Origin of the sequence: Leuconostoc sp. DB-1 (assembly GCF_013414845.1) — a bacterium.
In the GTDB taxonomy this organism is placed as follows: domain Bacteria; phylum Bacillota; class Bacilli; order Lactobacillales; family Lactobacillaceae; genus Leuconostoc; species Leuconostoc mesenteroides.
Genome location: NZ_JABFNJ010000001.1, coordinates 81501 through 99896, shown reverse-complemented (window position 1 = coordinate 99896; position 18396 = coordinate 81501). Strand labels below are relative to the sequence as shown.

The following is an 18396-nucleotide window of genomic DNA, read 5'->3' as shown; positions in this document are numbered from 1 at the left end:
ATTATAACGCTATCCTAAATGTTTTTCCTCCTATTTTAATTGCTTCTAGTATATCTCATATCGCTTTTTGGTGCATGTTTCACTCCTTTGTTGTCTATTTTCAGCAATCCAAACATAACGGCAATAATGCTACTTTTTCTTGAGTAGCCAATGTACATAGGTTGCCAAACTTTGGTAAATTTATTTTTATAATGATGCAATCCTTCAAAGGAATAAACCTTTGAACCAAATTGATAGACCAAATTAGCCAAGCGCTCACGTCCAAAACTTTGACGATGCTGGCCAACATTAGCCAAAGGTGACATACCTAAATTAAATATTTTAAAATGTCGCTGTTTAGCATAATCAAATACGTTGACGAATAAAACATCCATGGCACCATTCGGAGCAGCATGCGTAAATCTCATTAAGTCAACTGTCATTTGTTGTTCTGTATATGAAGTCACTAACGTTGCAAACGCTTCGATTTGTCCTTCTTTTTCAAGTACAGCTATTGGACCACGCTGCAAATAATTTTCATCAAAGAATCCGAGTGAATATCCTTTTTCTTCACGTCCAGCAAGCCATTCATCACTAATTAGTTGCATTTGCTGCAACACGTCATGCTTAAATGGTGGTTCTAATACCTTGAATTTGAAACCAGCACGCGTTGCTTGATTCATTTCTGAACGAATATTCTGCATTTTTTTACCAGCAGTCGAAAAATCATCAAGAATAACTAATGCTTCCTCACCAAGTTTAAAAAAATCATAACCAAATTCATGAGCCATCATGGCAATGTTTTCGCTAATTTCATAAAAAACTGGCATATAACCAAGTACGTCCGCTTCGTTTACAAATTGCTCCATCGCAGCAGCAAAGTACTTTTCGTTCCCAAAAGGGTCCCCCATAACCATCGCCTTGTTGTTAATAATTCGAAACTGAATACCCACAACATCTTCATCATCAATTCGATAAAAATATAGTCTTTTATCCCCCAAAAAAACGAGATTAGTGTAGTGATTATCACCAATAGTCAGAACTTTGTTCACTCTTGCTTCATCTAACCCCACACCAAGCGGGATCTGCTGTGAATGCAAAAATTTAGACAAAGCTAAACCAGAAACAGAGACAACACTGATAATAATAAGACCTACGTACCACCAATGCATGGATGGCATGTTGCCAACATGACGAAAATGGCGATGAATTGGAGGTAGATTAACCACGCCCAAAGCCAAATAACTAATAATTAGCGTCGCCCAAATCAGAAAATCCACAGCCTGCTCTTCCCAAGAGTGAATAAATTGCTTTCTATACAGAGACTTTTTACTAAATAACACCGCTATCAAAATAACGGCTATAAAAAACAACGGTGCCACATACTGATAAAAGAAAAATACGTATGTAGCTACTAGCAATAAGACAACAATAGTCGCCCCATAAGCGCGTTGTACACGATTAGCAATGCCACGTGCACTAATTAGGATCAAAAAACCAAATAAAATATTGGGTAATTGGTTGATTAAAGTATATGTGACCGGCCAAGAACGTAGGTGATTAAAAACAAATATTTGTTCTGCAACTTTGGGCATCGTCCCTGCTAAGACAAGCAACATACCAGATAAATAGAGTATAATAATCAAAAATTGGTGAACAACTGATTGGGCAACATAATGCGGTACACCTCGAAAACTAGCATTGATTCGTTTAGAAATACGTAAAAACAAAAGAGCCACAGCGCTCAATAAAGGAAACAAATTATAACTAACACGATATAATATGAGCCAAATAAAACTATCCACACGAGCTACATCAAAAAACGACAACATAATAATAATCGCAACGTCAAACGAACCCCAAGTTCCGGGTGTCATGGTAATCAGAGCAATTGCACTAGAAATAATAAAACTAAGTATGATTTCTGAAGGACCAATATCAATGTCAATAATACGACCTATTAATATAAACAACCCCACTTGAGCGGACAGCGTAATAACTGAGTTAATTATGAAACGTGCAACAACTGTGCTGTTCAAACTTTGCCAAATATTTATCCGCTTACTAAAGGAAACAATTATCCCTATGATAGCCACTAAAATAAACAGGGCTAACCACACTAATTGTTCAGTTAATTGTTTATTGGCATCTAATATTAAAATGACAAAAGCAACGACAGTTGCGAAGAGTAGACCACTTTGACCGAGTATGTACATTTGTATATACGGCTTAATCGGCTTTTGTTTTGGTTGATCATTATAAAAAATACGTCGTAAAAATACACTTAAAATACCAATAAAACCAGCATTTAAGTTAAAAACATTAACTAACCACGCACGCTGTAACACTTCACTCGTAGTTAGTTCGTAGCCTTGCCATTCGCGCAAAATAAGATCATTGAATAACGTTGGCATGATCACCAAAAATCCAGCTAGAAGTAGCAATACCATTTGCCACCAAGCAATATCATTCATTGTCGACAATATTGCATGCCACGTGATTTCTCGTGTCATAATGAACAGCTGAGTAATCAGCACCAACGTAATAACTAATATAATTAACTTTGATAAAACGTGATTAATGCCCTTCATGCTTTCCCCCAAGTAAAAATGGTGTAATCAACTGTGCAAACTTCCGCGGATTTGTGTAGGTTACGAAATGCCCATGCCCACGCAGAATCATAACTTTGGCAACCGGCATAATTTTGGAAATACTTTCAATATGTTGCCGTTTAACGATATCAAATTGCCCAATAACAAATAATATCGGTATTGTTAACACCTTTAATTGTGCCCGTGTAATATTCAATGGTTCACTCATGACATGTAGTTGCATATGACGGCGACGAGCTTTCTGACTAATTGGTGAAAATAATTCAGTTCCAAATCGTGCAATAGCATCCCCCCACCATAAAATACGATAAACACCATCTGCTGTTACATTAGGTGCGTTCAAAACCATTCTAGAAACATGATTCTGATTTTCAACGGCATATTTCAATGCAATATTAGCGCCATCACTATAACCAACTATGATTATTTTATCGATAGACAGCTCTCGTCTCAATTCATCGATATCACGAATCACATCTGTCATATCAATAGATTTTTTAGTATTGGTGGAACGACCGTGTCCTCGAGAATCTATTGCAATAACGTGAAAGTACGCTGTATAACTGGGTAATTGACGTTTAAAATAGTGGGCTGAGCTACCATTACCATGTAATAAAAAAACAGTCTTCAACTGATCATTACCGTATTCATCATATACAATTTTTGTACCATCCGACATAACTTTTGTGACTGTTTTCATATTTTCTCCATAATAAAAGGAAGCTTGCGCTTCCTTTTATTATACTGCCACTATATATTACTTGTCATCTGCTGGCTTTTCAGCATCGTCAGTAATTTTTTCACTTGTTTCTTCGACCTTATCAGCAGGTGTAATATCAGCCACAGTTGGCTTTTCAGTATCTACTGGATTGCTGATAGAACGAATAGCTGATAATTCATATGTTAAAATAACACCTTCAGCATCTAAATCAACAGTCTTTGCAGCATTATCCACGCTATCAACAACTGCGTGCAAACCACCAATGGTAACAACTTTGCTACCTTTTTGCAAACTTTTTTGCATATTTTGTTGTTGTTCACGTTGCTTCTTTTGCTGACGTGACATAAACCAGAACATTGCCACAATAATTACTAATGGCAAAATCAAATTCAACGACATTCTAACTCCTACTTTCCTAAGCGAGTTTAGCTACGCGTTCCATTTCACGGTAACTTTTACTCATTTTGCTAATACTATTATTATACCAAACTTAGAATAATCGTGCATTAGGCTTATTATATCCATATTCTTCCATAACAGTTTCACGGAAAGCCAATAGTTCATCGTTTTCAATAGCAGTACGCATATCTTCCATGAATTGTAACAAGAACCGCAAATTATGTTCCGAAGCTAATTGCGCACCTAATAATTCATTTGCATTAAATAGGTGATGCAAATAAGAACGAGTTAATGTTTTAAAAGGATTATAGCCTGGTATATCGTATTGTGCTAAATTGCCAAATTGTTCCTTACGAATAGGATTTGGTGAGTAATAACTCAAATCAGGATCTAATGGCGTGAAATCATTCTTATATTTTGAATTTCGGATGACAACACGACCGTAACGTGTCATCAACGTTCCCTTGCGTCCTATTCTAGTTGGTAAGACACAATCAAACATATCAACACCGCGCATCACACCGTCTATCAATGAATCTGGTGCTGCCACGCCCATCAAGTAACGTGGCTTATCTTCTGGTAACAGGGGCATAGTGAAGTCCAGAACCCGATTCATTTCAGCTTTAGACTCACCTACTGATAGACCGCCAACTGCGTATCCGGGTAAATCCATATCCACCAAGTTATTGGCCGATTCAGTTCGTAAAGCTTTAAAACCTGCTCCTTGAACAATACCAAATAAAGCTTGCGTATCTGTCTTCTTATGCGCTACTTTGGCTCGCTCAGCCCACCGCAGCGAGCGTTGCATTGAATTCTTGATATAATCATATGTTTCAAAATAAGGAATGGCTTCGTCTAGCTGCATCATAACATCAGATCCAAGGTTGTTTTGAATCCGCATGGCTACTTCAGGTGATAGGAACATTCTGTCACCATTAACATGATTCTGGAAAGTTACGCCTTCTTCTTTTAATTTACGTGCATCGGACAATGAAAAAACTTGAAAGCCACCAGAATCAGTCAAGATAGCCTGATCCCATCCCATATATTTATGTAAACCGCCTGCTTCAGCAATTAATTCATCTCCTGGACGTACCCATAAATGATATGTATTGCTTAAAATGAATTGTGAACCAATGTCTTTTAATTCACGCGTGCCCACGCCTTTCACAGCACCTTGTGTGCCAACAGGCATAAACATCGGTGTTTCAAACGTACCATGTGGCGTGTGAATACGACCTCGTCGAGCACCTGTATACTTTTCAGTATGAAGGTGTTCATACCATACTGCAGGATGTTTTTCATTTGCCATGTTTCTTCTCCATTTCTAGCAACGTATCGACCATGTCATGTTGAAATTACCACGAAAATGGTAATTTGATACTTTACTATTGTACGTGAAAAATCCGAACACTGTCAACTTAATCAACACCTCGGGCATGGTACCGCCCTCTTCTCTTTTTTATTCATTTAACAAACGATTATGGGCGATTACTAACAACAAAGTTGCAATGACCATTGTAGCCGTGAGACAATACATTCCAAAGAAACCGATAAAATTGGCAACTACACCCCACATAAACGCCCCTAAGCCATAGGCGACATCCGTACCAGAGGAAAAAATTGCCGTTGCCCGACCACGTTGTGCTGAGGAAACATTCTTCAAAACCACTGCATTCATCAACGGAATAAGCAATGCAAATCCAAATCCATTCAAAGCACCGGCTAAAACTAACCATTCCACCGTTGCACCAAAAGCAATCATAAAATAGGCTGAGGCAATCATTAATATACCGGCTATTACTAACACATAAGACCTAAAGTATAGATATAACTTCGCAAACCAAACACGAACTAAAGCACCAATAATCGCCTGCATAGTAAAGCTAAACCCAACAATCGTCGCTGATAAATTTTTTTGCTCACCAAATTGGACTAAAAACGCTGTAACAGCAGCATTTGCGAAACAAACCACAAAAACAATTAGACTTGGCACCCACACACTTTTTAGACGAATTAAATCAAGAAAGCCTGTATTCTCATCTGCTACATGCTTAGATTTTTCAACATGAGTATAATTATCTTTAACGAAAAATGATAAAACAAACGCTAGACAAATCAGTGACAAACTAAAATAGAAAAGTGATTGAAATCCAAAATTTTCAACAACAACTAACCCTATTGCAGGACCAATGGCGGCTGGTAAAGTTTGCGATATACTAAAATACCCCAAACCAATTGATAACTTTTGCTTCGGTAACTTATCAGCTACCATAGTTGCAACCGACGTAGATTGGGTACCATTACCAATCCCTTGTAGCGCTCTTAAAACAATTAAACTAGCAATTGTACTATAAAAAATCAACATAGAAAAATCAGCCATCAAAATTGCTAAACCAATAAAAATTAATTTTTTTCGACCGTATGTGTCCAGTAACTTGCCAACTGGAATTCGCGCACAAAGAGCAGCCAATCCCCAGATGCCGACAACTAATCCCGACATAATCGAATTACCACCTAAATGGGTTACATAAAGTGGCAGCGTACCCATTTGAGTAGTAACTGCTGTCATAACCAAGAAGTTAATCATCATTAGAATGATAAAATCCTTGGTAAAAAGACGCTGATCAGTATCTCTGCTTTGAGTACTGACTGCGCCTTTTACTTTGTCCAAACTTTGTTGATTATTCTGCATCATGAATTTACCAATTCTGGATCTCCAAAATTTTTACCCGATAGTCGTGCCAAAAATTGTTGAGTCCGCTTATCTTTTGGTGCATTAAATATTTCTTCTGGTGGACCTTGCTCTACCACAACGCCACCTTCCATGTATAATACCCGATCTGCCACTTCATAAGCAAATTGCATTTCATGTGTGACGACAATCATCGTGTGCCCTTCTTGTGCCAACTCTTTCATAGCGGATAAAACTTCACCTACTAATTCAGGATCCAAAGCACTCGTTGGTTCATCAAACAACAATAGTTCTGGCTGCATCGCCATTGCTCGAGCAATCCCTGCACGCTGCTGTTGCCCACCAGAGAGTTGAACAGGATAATAATTTGCTCGGTCAGATAGCCCAACTCTGTCTAAAGTTGACAACCCAATTTTTGTGGCCGCTTCGCGATCCATTTTTTTCACACGAATCAAACCTTCAATAACATTTTGCAATACCGTCATATTATCAAATAAAGCATGCCCTTGAAAAACCATCGCTGTCTTTAAAATTAGGTCTCGTGTATTTTGACGATCTTTTACTGTAAAATCTTTTGTCACATCATCGATCTTAATCTGTCCTTTGTCTGCTTTTTCAAGTGTATTCAAACAGCGTAAGAAAGTTGTTTTACCAGAACCTGATGGGCCCAAGATAACAATAACTTCACCTTTATGCAAGGTTAGATCAATACCCTTTAAAATTTCTTTTTGGTAAAAGGACTTGTGTACATCTTTAATTTCAATAAAACTCATTGCTTACCTCCTATTGTACAACAGTATTCTCTGATTTACCTTCAATAACAATATCACGTGCATTTTCTAATGCGGTTATTGCAATATCACGAACAGCTGCCTTCGTAAAATACGCAATATGCGGTGTCAGCAATACATTCTCAAATTTATGAAGTGACTGGTAATAGGGATTTGTTGCAAATCCTTTCGTATCCTCATCTTCCAATGCATCAAGTGCCAAACCTTGAAATTTTCCTTGCTGTAAGTGCGTTATCAGTGCTGATGTATCAACTATCTCACCTCGAGCTGTGTTAATTAATATGGCATTTTGTTTCATTAAACTAAGATTATCAAAGTCAAATTTATGGAAAGTTTGTTTATTTAGTGGCACGTGAATGCTCAACACATCGCTTTCAACTAATAACTGTTTAAAATCAACAAATTCTATGCCTGATCCAATTAACTCTGGCTTAAGACTACGAGAATTCATCATTACCCGTGCACCCATGAATTTCAGCGTCTTAGCCACAAGACTGCCCAATCGACCAGCACCATATATGCCCACGGTCACTTCTGTCAATTCTCTTCCCATAAACTCTTTTCGCTGTGTCGTTTCTGGGTTATCAAGATATCGCGGTAAATTACGTAACAACATGAGCACGCTCATCACTGTAAAATGCGATACAGATTCTGGCGAATAATCAGGAACATTAGTTATTGTCAGGTGATATTTTTCAGCAAATTCGAAATTAATATTATCATAACCTGTTGATTTGACAGAAATTTGTTTCATACCATTCTCTGCCAATCGAGCATATAACTTTTCATCAGTTTGAAAAGATTTTCCTGGATAAAAAATAACAGCATCAAAATCGCGAGTTAAGTCAATGTTATCGTAGTCAATCGAAACAGGTAACGTTTTAACAGAAATCAGTTGTGTGTCAGCCCACTCATCGATAATATTTTTCTCTACAGCTGAGACGTTAAAAAATAGTATTTTCATATGCCCGTCTCTCAAATTACTGGGGACTTAGTTTGTTTTGCCGCCGCTGCTGCCTCAGAAATTCTTTCAATGCCAATTTTGATTTCAGATAATGTGGGTAACGTAAAGTTCAATCTAAAGTATTGCTCATAACCGCTACCTGCTGCACTCATAATATTGCCTGGAATGACACCGATATGGCGCTGTTCCAATTCGTCATAAAATGCTTCGGTTTCTATATCGTCATTTAGTTTAACTGATATGAAATAACCACCATCTGGTACAACAAATGCCATATTATCATCAGACTTTTGGGCTAGCGATGAAATCATTGTGTCCATTTTTTCCTTATAAAGCTGGCGTAAGTAATCAATATGTTCATTAAAGTCGTAATCGTCTATCAACTGACTAGCCAAATATTGCCAATATAAATTGGCAAACGAATCGGCAACTTGTTTCATCAACACTAATTTATCGAATACGTCTTTTGGTGCTAATAAGTATCCCAAACGTGATCCTGGCGCTAATATTTTTGAAAAAGAACCTGCGTAAATGACATTACCCGTCTGATCAAATGATTTAATTTTTGGAATGGCTGTTTTTTCTGCATACAGCAAATCACCGTATGGATCATCCTCATAAATCATGACTTCATGTGCCTGACATATATCATATACTTCTTGACGTTTTTCAAGTGGCATTGATGTGCCAATCGGATTTTGAAAAGTTGGGATTAAGTACAACACTTTAATCCTATGCTCCGTGTCCGCTTCAAGTGTGGCTTTCAAGGCTGATGTATCAATACTTCCAGCCGAGAAATCAAATGGTAACCCTTGCACCGTGCCCCCGTAAGATTTAATCGCATTAACTGCGCCAACAAATGTTTGTTCTTCAGTTAGAACAATATCACCTTCATTCACAAATATTTTAAAAACCAAATCCATTCCTTGCGTCGAACCAGAAGTAATCAAAACATCATTATTTTCAACATCTAAAGACTGGTATTTTGCTAATCTTTCTTTAATTTGTGCTCTTAATCTCGGAATCCCTTCGGTTTCACCATACTGCATAAAGTCAAATGCGTGATCACGGTAAATTTTTTCAGAAATTTTGGCCAACTTTTCAACAGGAAAGGCCTGATTGCTAGGATAACCATAAGTTAGTTTAATATAATCATCAGCCTCTTGAACATGTTTGGCTTGTTCCCGCAAAGGATTTGGGAGCAATCCTGCTACCCGTGTTGCAAATTCATAACGCTTTTCTGACATATTACGCAGTCTCCTTTAAAATTATTAATCGCTTATTGTACTGTAAAACGGTTTAAGAATGCTTTTGTTCGTTCTTCTTTCGGTGTTTCAAATATCTGTTGCGGCGTTCCTTCCTCCACAATCACGCCATCGGCCATAAAAATAACCCGGTCACTCACTTCGTACGCAAATTGCATTTCATGTGTCACTACAATCATGGCTACACCGGCATCTTTAACCCCTTTCATGACTTTAAGCACTTCGCCCACAAGTTCTGGGTCTAATGCCGCTGTTGGTTCATCAAACAGTAATACCGCTGGGTGGACTGCCAATGCTCGTGCGATACCGATACGTTGTTTTTGTCCACCTGATAATTGTGCTGGGTAATAATCACCATGATCTGGTAAACCGACAGCTTCCAATAATTCAGCGGCACGCACTTCAGCCTCTTTAACACTAAATCCATGAACAATAACCATGGGTTCCATGATGTTTTGCTTTGCAGTTTTGTTTAAGAACAACGCATAGTTTTGAAATACCATCCCCATTTGTCGTCGCAACTGTAGAATATCATTCGCATTTGCCTGACCAAATGTAACTTGCTCATCATTTACCGTTATTGATCCTGAATCGGCTGTTTCCAAAAAATTTAAACAACGTAGGAAGGTTGTTTTTCCAGACCCAGATGGCCCTAGAATGGTCACTACCTCACCCTCATTTAAAGACAAGCTAACGCCCTTAATGACCTCATTATCATTGAAACTTTTATGGACATCCTTAACTTCAATCATTATTACGCCCTCCTTGTCTTTTTATCCATACGTCCTTCTAATAGAACAGCAGCTCGTTCAATAACAATTGTCATTAACCAGTAAATGATTGCCGCAGCAATGTAAGCTTCAAAATATTTATAGTTAGAACTAGCGGCTTGCGTTGCCGTTGAGAAAATTTCAACCACAGAAATTAATGATGCAATTGCTGTACCTTTGATTAAGTTAATCAACATATTAATAATCATTGGTAAAGCGACTGGAAATGCTTGGGGTATTAACACACGACGAATTGTCTGCAAGTTGGTCATACCAAGTGATCGTGCAGCGTCAAACTGTACAGTTTTCACTGACTCAAAAGCACCTCGGAATGCCTCACTCAGACCAACCATTGCCATCAAGGATAACCCAATGATTGCTAGAAGGCTCATTGGTAAATCACCATAGTGCATATGCCATCCTAGTGCTTTAGCCACACGATTAAAATTCTGGGAAGTAACCATGAAGATAAGCAAAAAAACTAAAATCAAGGGAACGCCTTTAAGAATGGTAATCATGATGGTAAACAACTGTGATAATACCGGCACTTTATAGTGTCGTACTAGTGCGATGACTAATCCTAATAATCCGCCAAGAATTAAGCTAACAAACGCCATGTAAATCGTGATGGGGATGTATGGAATTAATTTAACTACCACTTGAAATATAAATCCAATATCAAAGTTCATTGAAATCCTCCACTAATCCTTAGGTACATAATCGCCCTTTAACCACTTATTACTCAACTTCTTAATTGTGCCATCCTTCTTCAATTCTTCCATTGCCTTGTTAACAGCCTTAACCAATTTTGGATCAGCCTTTTTATTAAACATTGGATAAGCGTTAGAATGGTTAACAGCTTTTCCATAGACTAATTTCGTTTTGAATTGACGATTCAACAAATCAATTGAATACTTAGGAGCTGGGTAAACGTTAAACTGGTTAGAATTGATTCCTTGCGCAACTTGCTCCATTGTGTAGGTTCCACGTACAACTGAATATGCATTAGGATTTTTCTTTAGGTAAGCATCTGTTAGAGTTGCTTGGTTCGTTGAATTAGTAACATAAAGCTTCTTTCCTTTTGCATCCGCAAATGAGTTCAAAACGCCGGTTGATTTCTTTGTAGCCAACAAGGTATCCCAGACAGTATAGCCAACGCTTCCAAACTTAAAGTCTTGCTTTCGTTCTGTATTCTGTTCGATCTGTTCCATAGCCATCGTTGTCTTACCACTCTTCAAGTTTGTGATTAACGTAGGAAAATCAGATAGTGTTAGCTTGAATTTATATTGTGGTAACTTTTTATCGATGGCTTGGATCAAAGCAATATCCATACCAACTGGTTTTCCACTTTTATCTAAATAAGCAAAGGGTTGAGCATCGTTACCGGAACCAACTTTAATTGTCTGTACTTTAGAAGATGATCCACTGCTTTTTCCGTTATTGTGTAATAATGCGACCGCAATAACTGCTACCACGACTACAATAATACCAATCCATAGGCCCTTGCTACGACTTGCTTTGTTCTGCATAATATTACTCCTCTAGCTCTCTTCTCATTTATCAACATCTTGTGTATGTATTAAGTTGTTTTTGGTGTCTCAATCACTGGTATCACAGGATTATTAGCCAAAATTGGTGTTTTGCGTGACGTAAAGTTACTGCGCTTTTCAATCCAACGGAAGAATCTTTCTAAAATGAAACTTAAAATAATAAATATGATCATCGCACTAATGTAAGCCTCAACTGTGTGAAATGTCGCCGTACCCAATGCTTTGGCTTTACCAACAACATCTAATACACCGATTGTGAATGCCAATGATGTATCTTGCAGCAACGAAATGACCATTGTCGCAAAACTGGGCACCGCAATAATTACTGCCTGAGGGAAAATAATTTTAAAATACATCTGACGCTTTGTGTAACCTGAAGTTAAAGCCGCTTCACGTTGACTTGCTGGCACGCTTTCCAATGCGGCACGAATGATTTCTGAAAGAAAAGCCGCCATATTCAACCCATATGTAATAAATAAATAGATTAATGGGCTGACGTCATCTGTGTTAATGCCCACATATCCTAGAAACATAGGCAGTCCATAATAAACTAAAAACATTTGTATCAAAATTGGTGTCCCTCTAATAAAAGAAGTGAAGACTACTGCAATTTGTTTAAAGATTGGTGTATCTTCCATTTTGACAAACGCAATACCTGCGCCGACGATTACGCCAATGATTGTTGATACTAGAGTAAGCAACAGCGTTGTCGGTAATGCTGACAATACATCAGGCAAATATTCCCATATAAGGTGTGGTTGAAAAAAATTATTCATAAAACGCCTCCTACTTCATCGATGAAATTAAAATTATAAGAACCTAATAAAGAACAATATTTTATATATTAATTTATAAAGTTATTAACCGGTTAAATAACATTATTATAATCATAAAATTAACTAGGTGTTAAAATACATCATACACGTTATAAATCAATTAAACAATAATTATGTTAAATTTGTTCACATTGCACAACGTAAAACAATACTTCCTATCTACTAGTTCTAAAAATTATCACCATTTGTTCGTATATTCATCTCAACTTGATATAAAAAAGACCGATCAATAACAATATTGATTGGCCTTTTTTTGATAATATATAAGAAGAAAAATTTTATGACGTACCAGTGCTTGTACAAAATTAATGTCACTGGCACCGCAACTTATGTATTTAACAAACCTTTAAAATACGCAGCTACTTTATTCGTGCATCAACATACGTTTTTTTAATGTGTTAATATAACGTTGTAATTCAAATAGCTTATTTACGAAGATACTAATGTATTAGTTCATGGTAAGAGTAAGTGAAAGAAAACGAATAATATTGGACTATAATACGTCTTTCTATTCGTTTAGTGGCTCCCTAAATTTGAACACTTAACTTAAAAGAAGGAAAAATGATGTTACCAATATCAGACACACTACTAGTTATTGATTTTCAAAATGGCGTTTGTAAAGAGCCGCAGGACATTTTTAACATTCAAGAATGTGTGACTGGTATAAACAGTCGCATTACGGCTTATCGTCATGCACATAAACCGATTATTTTTATCCAACATAACGACGAAGAATTAATATTTGGAAGCTTTCTTTGGAAAATCATCCCCGAAATTGATAGTCAACCAAATGATTATTTCATTCAGAAAACACATGCCAATTCTTTCTATCACACTAAACTAAGAAAACTACTCAACGAAAACGATGTTCGTAGCATTGAAATTTGTGGTGCTCAAACAGAGTTTTGTGTTGACACCACAATCAAAATGGCACACGGTTTGGGCTATGAATTGCAAATGAAAAAAGGACTTAGCACCACATTAGACAATTACTACATGAGTGCAAAACAAACTGTGCAATTTTATGAGAACATATGGAATGATCGGTTTTTAAGACTGTTTTAGGTACCCCAAAATAAACAAGTTTTTGATGCTGAATCAGAATATGAACATTTTAGAAAGCAACATAATATGAACAGGATAGATACCAAAAGTAAAACATTTCAATTGAGAGCAGCAGTGGCGGTTATCGCCATTATTGTTTTCATAGTGAGCTTTAGATACATAGGGAACACCTATGTTATGTGAGGCATACATATAGTTAGCCCACTCATCATTCTATCTGTTGCTCAAAAACTATACCGCCATCTGTATATTTATCGATAATAAAAAACTTCTAAAATTAATCAGGGGCTTTTTTGTGTACAGGTTTTTAAGTGTAAATAAAAGTAATTAATTGACATTGGTTGATTAAATTAATAAATAACAGATATACGCTAAAACATAGACCAGCTTTCCAAGCTCGTAGATCATTTATTAAAAATTGATGCAACACTTACTTACTGTGTGCTTGTATATTATTTTTAATTTGAAATGCCCATATTACTACACGTTTACCAGAATAATAACAAAACCATGCTAACAATATTTCTATACCCATCACCGCAAGCCAAATAGTATTTAGGATTTTTAAAAACACAGCTGGAAATAAAATTATAAATACTGTAGCTACAACTATAAACCCACTAAGCATGATTAACCATACAAATATAGACAGCCAAAATTTAAAGCCAAATGGCTTATTATCGTCTACATCAAATAGTTCATCAGCTAAGCTAATAACTAATCCTAAAAATTCCATACTATTACTCACTTCCTTTTCTACAAATAAAAAACGGCTTATATGCCGTTATACTGCCTACTTGCGTATTTATAATGTTTCCAATTTATTACGAAATACAGTGCAACGTTTTTCATAAGAAAAGGCGCTACATCAAAGTTTTTGAAACCTGATGCAACGCCATGAAATATACTAATAGCGCTAGAGGGAGTCGAACCCTCGATTTCGGCCTGAGAAGCCGACGTCTTAACCACTTGACCATAGCGCCATAACAAATATTAAGTATACCGAAAAAACCAGCATGCGTCAATGGTTTTTGCAACAAAAAAAGATTGAAACAATATCAATCTCTTTTTATCCGATTATGCTTCTTGCAATACTTTTTCAGCTTCAAGCTTAACTTCATCAGAACTCATGCTTTCATAAGCCTTCAAGTGTTTCAAAGTTTCCAAAGTGTTTTTGTTGCTTGTGTCCATATAATGGTTCCACAATGCATCGCGTAGTGGGGTTTTGTCCTCGCTCCAACTAAAGACTTCACTCATTGGAAGATCCAATGTTTCAAATTTTTCATCAGCCATGTTTCGGCCCCCTTTTCTATACCTTAGTTATAGTTCTTATTTCCTATAAATGCAACCTTTTCAAAATGTAATCAAAACTTTACATTTAATGTAAAGTACGCTATACTATTTTTGTTGAATAGCCAAACTATAGGAGGCATACTTTGATAAATCGTATTCAAGAACTAAGAAAATCACGTAAATTAACTCAAGCAGAGCTTGCTGCTGAACTTGAGGTAACGCGTCAGACCGTGATATCACTCGAAAAAGGTAAATATAATGCCTCTTTGTTTTTGGCACATCGAATTGCCGAGTTCTTTGACTTACCGATTGAAGATGTCTTTATTTTTGAAGGGGGGAAAAATGATTAATAAACTATTCGCATCACCAAAACCAGGAATAACTGACGACGAATATCGTGCAAAAATCAAATATCAAGTTAATTTTTTGACAATCGTTATCATATTGACTGTGGCTATTACAATGCTTTTAGCAAGCTTGCAAAAGTCACCAGCTTCGCGAAGTTTTCTACGTGGATTTTCATCCGGTATACTTGGCGGGGGTATCGGTACCATAATTACATCTAGAATACTATTTCATAATCGCAAGTATCTACACAAAAGCAAAATAAAGGCAACAGACGAACGACTGCAAGAAATTACTCACCGCGCAAATACAATAACTTTTATTATGTTACTAATTGTAAGTTATATTGCTATTTGCTGGGCAACTTTTTATTGGGACCGAAGAGCTGCATATCTATATCTCTTAATTGTCTTAATTTATTTGTTCAATAGTGGTGTGCGATATATACTAAATAAAATATTATAAGGAATAAAAATATGATTCAACTGACTAATCTTAACAAGACGTTCGGACAAAACATTGCTGTCTCTAATATGAACATGACGCTTACCGAAGGAAAAGTAATGGGACTCATTGGGCAAAACGGTGCTGGTAAAACGACCACCTTCCGTATGCTTTTAAACTTCATTAAACCAACATCAGGAACAATCACTTGGAACGACCAGCCAATTACCCAAAATGATAAACAGCGTATAGGTTTCTTACCCGAAGAACGTGGTTTATACCAAAAACGGACCGTTGAAGAACAAATATTGTACTTTGCAGAATTACACGGTATGAAACGTTCAGATGCCCGCGTTGCATTGAAAGATTGGATGAAACGCCTTGATGTCGTTGGTAAAGTAAGTGATAAAGTGCAATCACTTTCCAAAGGAAACGCACAAAAAGTTCAAATGATCGCTTCATTAATCTTTGAACCCAGTCTACTCATACTCGACGAACCTTTTTCTGGTTTAGATCCTGTCAATACAAGCTTAATGATGGATGAAATCATACGCTTACGTGATAATGGTGCAATGATTATTTTTTCAAGTCACGACATGAACAACGTGACCAAAATTTCTGACGATCTAACTATGTTAAAACGTGGAAAAATCGTTCTCCAAGGTCCTGTGCAAAATATCCGTGAACAATTTGGTCGCACACGTGTCTATGTGGAATCCTCCACTTCAAGTGCAGCATTAAAAGCTATTGATGGTGTCGCCTCAGTTACGCCACATGGTGTTGGCTATGACTTAATTTTGTCAGAAGAGGAAGCTGGGCACCGTGTGTTTGACCTCGTTACAAAAAATGGCTATATCCCAGCCTTCAGCCAACAACCACCAACACTCGATGACATTTTCCGCCAGGAGGTCGCTATTCATGACTAATCAACTTTTTATTGTTATTAAAGACACTTTTCTCAGCCAATTTAAATCACGCGGTTATTGGATGCTTGTGATTTCTCCCTTGATTTTCGCTGCTTTAGCTGGTGCAGTTATATTTGGCATCACCAAAATGCAAGGCAATACAACACCCAATATTGCTGTTGTTGGCAACCAAGAAGTCCGCAGTATTTTAGTTCAATCGGAAAAGGAATTAGACATCCATGTTTCCAACATAACCAATGAGAAAAAAGCCAATACAGCACTGCAAAACGAAAAGTTAGATGGTGTGTTAACCGTCAACAAGAATGAAGCCACAATTACCACACAGCCTAAAAGTGAACAGATTCCAAAAGAAAAGATTACTGCTATATTAGGTAACTTATCACGTTCCCAAAAAGCTACTCAATATGGACTAACTGCTGAACAAACTGCTGATTTAGTGCAACCTTATAACTTGAAAAGCGTTGTCAAACAAGCAAAACAATCAACTAATAGTGGCAATACTGAAAGCGCCAACCAATTAATAGCCAGTGCAATTGGTATCATCACTATTATTATAGTCATGTGGTATACATCAATGATTGCAAATGCAATCGCCAATGAAAAATCATCTCGCATTATGGAAATTCTATTGGCAGCGACGTCTGCACGCGTACAATATTTTGGAAAGATCATCGGTATTTTTGCTCTGGTAACCACACATCTGCTAATCTACGTCATCGCCGGATTCACAACTTTCAATTTCTTTAAAGAAAACAGTTTTGTAAAAGGATTAGCATCTAACTTAAATGGTGTGACATTATCATTTATAATCTATGCAGTAATTTTTGTTCTTGTTTCTGTTGCGCTGTACTTAGTGCTAACGTCAATGATTGCCTCTCTAATTAATGATAATGCACAAGTTCAGCAGGCTATTCAACCCATTTCCATGATTGCTATGGTTGGCTATGTATTTAGCTTTATCATGACTCAAATGCCGAATAATCTCTTGATTCGCATTCTTAGTTATATACCATTTGCCTCTCAAAGTATGATGCCAATACGTCTTGTTACGCATACTGAGGGATGGCCTGCAGCCATAAGTGCATTACTCATTGCTGTTATCACATTATTCTTACTACTATGGTTTGGTCAAGGTATTTACGCCAGAAACGTTCTATCTTACTCTGATGAACCAATTATGAAACAACTAGCAGCAAGACTGCGCCACAAGTAAACGGAGGAGCACATTTGAACAATACACCATACTTTTTAACAAATCCCAAATGGTACAAATATGAAGAACGTCAGACTAGCACTGGCATTCCCTTTCAACGTTTTGAATTAACGAAACACGCAACACCAGAAGCAATAGCTAGTTTTAAACAAACAATGATTGCCATTGGACCTGACTCTTCTATTGATCCTAACAATTTAAATCGATTTCAACAAGCTTTGGGATATGCAGAACGTCAACATTTGTTTGTCGAAAAAAACGGACTAAGCGAAGAATCATGGCAACGAGAACATGAACTTATGACGTATGCGATTCGCAGTTATCAGTTACTGAGTGATGATTTAGTAGCACCCAATACATTGATTTTTAAACCACGTATTGCTTTCCTATACAAACGGTTTCTAAAAGAACATCCTACACGTATTGATGACGGAGACTTGTGCCATTTTATCGTTGAACAAGATAAGAGGATGACAATCCAGAATAACAAATAAAATAACGCTAGGCTGATTTTCAGCTTAGCGTTAT

Annotated in this window: 20 protein-coding genes and 1 tRNA gene; 6 read left to right on the top strand and 15 right to left on the bottom strand. The window is 36.9% G+C overall.

What is annotated here, in order from left to right; genetic code table 11:
- Positions 1–35: 35 nt before the first annotated feature.
- The 12 genes from mprF to HFP47_RS00465 form a co-directional block, all read right to left on the bottom strand.
- Positions 36–2570: a bifunctional lysylphosphatidylglycerol flippase/synthetase MprF gene (gene mprF, locus HFP47_RS00520; protein ID WP_179875903.1), complete on the bottom strand. Its 2535-nt coding sequence runs from the start codon at positions 2568–2570 to the stop codon at positions 36–38.
- A complete protein-coding gene (locus tag HFP47_RS00515; RefSeq protein ID WP_042250987.1) occupies positions 2557–3291 on the bottom strand; it encodes an alpha/beta fold hydrolase in 735 nt (244 codons plus the stop codon). Before HFP47_RS00515 ends, mprF begins: the two co-directional genes overlap by 14 nt.
- 57 nt (positions 3292–3348) lie before the next feature.
- Positions 3349–3711 (bottom strand): preprotein translocase subunit YajC, encoded by a 363-nt coding sequence (gene yajC / locus HFP47_RS00510; RefSeq protein ID WP_011679240.1) that lies wholly within the window; start codon positions 3709–3711, stop codon positions 3349–3351.
- 91 nt (positions 3712–3802) lie between these two features.
- Positions 3803–5023, bottom strand: a complete 1221-nt coding sequence (tgt, locus tag HFP47_RS00505; RefSeq protein ID WP_011679239.1) for a tRNA guanosine(34) transglycosylase Tgt — start codon at positions 5021–5023, stop codon at positions 3803–3805.
- A 150-nt stretch (positions 5024–5173) separates the two neighbouring features.
- Entirely contained in the window at positions 5174–6409 is a 1236-nt protein-coding gene (locus tag HFP47_RS00500; RefSeq protein WP_042250992.1) for an MFS transporter, read from the bottom strand.
- Complete coding sequence (locus tag HFP47_RS00495; protein WP_014324282.1) at positions 6406–7179, bottom strand: amino acid ABC transporter ATP-binding protein; 774 nt, start codon at positions 7177–7179, stop codon at positions 6406–6408. The genes HFP47_RS00500 and HFP47_RS00495 overlap by 4 nt, the downstream gene beginning before the upstream one ends.
- Positions 7180–7189: 10 nt before the next feature.
- A complete protein-coding gene (locus HFP47_RS00490; protein WP_115230933.1) occupies positions 7190–8161 on the bottom strand; it encodes an NAD(P)-dependent oxidoreductase in 972 nt (323 codons plus the stop codon).
- 11 nt (positions 8162–8172) lie between these two features.
- Positions 8173–9408, bottom strand: coding sequence for a PLP-dependent aminotransferase family protein (locus tag HFP47_RS00485; protein ID WP_102753246.1), 1236 nt, complete (start codon positions 9406–9408; stop codon positions 8173–8175).
- A gap of 32 nt (positions 9409–9440) precedes the next feature.
- On the bottom strand, positions 9441–10178 hold the full coding sequence (locus tag HFP47_RS00480) for an amino acid ABC transporter ATP-binding protein (RefSeq protein ID WP_011679234.1): 738 nt from the start codon (positions 10176–10178) through the stop codon (positions 9441–9443).
- A gap of 2 nt (positions 10179–10180) precedes the next feature.
- Positions 10181–10885, bottom strand: coding sequence for an amino acid ABC transporter permease (locus HFP47_RS00475; RefSeq protein WP_011679233.1), 705 nt, complete (start codon positions 10883–10885; stop codon positions 10181–10183).
- A gap of 12 nt (positions 10886–10897) precedes the next feature.
- Complete coding sequence (locus HFP47_RS00470) at positions 10898–11725, bottom strand: amino acid ABC transporter substrate-binding protein (protein WP_011679232.1); 828 nt, start codon at positions 11723–11725, stop codon at positions 10898–10900.
- Positions 11726–11775: 50 nt separating this feature from the next.
- The gene (locus tag HFP47_RS00465) at positions 11776–12522 is read right to left on the bottom strand and encodes an amino acid ABC transporter permease (RefSeq protein ID WP_011679231.1); all 747 of its coding nucleotides are present in this window, start codon (positions 12520–12522) and stop codon (positions 11776–11778) included.
- A gap of 624 nt (positions 12523–13146) precedes the next feature.
- Here HFP47_RS00465 and HFP47_RS00460 point away from each other — a divergent pair.
- Positions 13147–13647 (top strand): cysteine hydrolase family protein, encoded by a 501-nt coding sequence (locus HFP47_RS00460; RefSeq protein ID WP_014324279.1) that lies wholly within the window; start codon positions 13147–13149, stop codon positions 13645–13647.
- Positions 13648–14077: 430 nt separating this feature from the next.
- On the opposite strand, the gene HFP47_RS00455 is transcribed toward HFP47_RS00460, so the two are convergent.
- The 3 genes from HFP47_RS00455 to HFP47_RS00445 form a co-directional block, all read right to left on the bottom strand.
- Entirely contained in the window at positions 14078–14383 is a 306-nt protein-coding gene (locus HFP47_RS00455; protein WP_010280212.1) for a hypothetical protein, read from the bottom strand.
- A 175-nt stretch (positions 14384–14558) separates the two neighbouring features.
- A tRNA-Glu gene (locus tag HFP47_RS00450) sits at positions 14559–14630 on the bottom strand.
- 94 nt (positions 14631–14724) lie between these two features.
- Positions 14725–14940 carry a hypothetical protein gene (locus HFP47_RS00445; protein WP_011679229.1) on the bottom strand — a complete coding sequence of 72 codons (216 nt, stop codon included), beginning with the start codon at positions 14938–14940 and terminating at the stop codon, positions 14725–14727.
- 143 nt (positions 14941–15083) lie between these two features.
- On the opposite strand from HFP47_RS00445, the gene HFP47_RS00440 reads away from it, so the two are divergent.
- Genes HFP47_RS00440 through HFP47_RS00420 form a run of 5 tightly spaced genes read left to right on the top strand, consistent with a single transcriptional unit; the run spans position 15084 to position 18362 of the window.
- Entirely contained in the window at positions 15084–15290 is a 207-nt protein-coding gene (locus HFP47_RS00440) for a helix-turn-helix transcriptional regulator (RefSeq protein ID WP_011679228.1), read from the top strand.
- Positions 15283–15750 (top strand): hypothetical protein, encoded by a 468-nt coding sequence (locus HFP47_RS00435; protein ID WP_004164748.1) that lies wholly within the window; start codon positions 15283–15285, stop codon positions 15748–15750. The genes HFP47_RS00440 and HFP47_RS00435 overlap by 8 nt, the downstream gene beginning before the upstream one ends.
- Before the next feature lie 11 nt (positions 15751–15761).
- Positions 15762–16655 (top strand): ABC transporter ATP-binding protein, encoded by an 894-nt coding sequence (locus HFP47_RS00430; RefSeq protein ID WP_042251175.1) that lies wholly within the window; start codon positions 15762–15764, stop codon positions 16653–16655.
- The gene (locus tag HFP47_RS00425; RefSeq protein ID WP_011679225.1) at positions 16648–17868 is read left to right on the top strand and encodes an ABC transporter permease; all 1221 of its coding nucleotides are present in this window, start codon (positions 16648–16650) and stop codon (positions 17866–17868) included. The genes HFP47_RS00430 and HFP47_RS00425 overlap by 8 nt, the downstream gene beginning before the upstream one ends.
- Positions 17869–17882: 14 nt before the next feature.
- Positions 17883–18362 carry a hypothetical protein gene (locus HFP47_RS00420; RefSeq protein WP_004164751.1) on the top strand — a complete coding sequence of 160 codons (480 nt, stop codon included), beginning with the start codon at positions 17883–17885 and terminating at the stop codon, positions 18360–18362.
- Positions 18363–18396 lie beyond the last annotated feature (34 nt).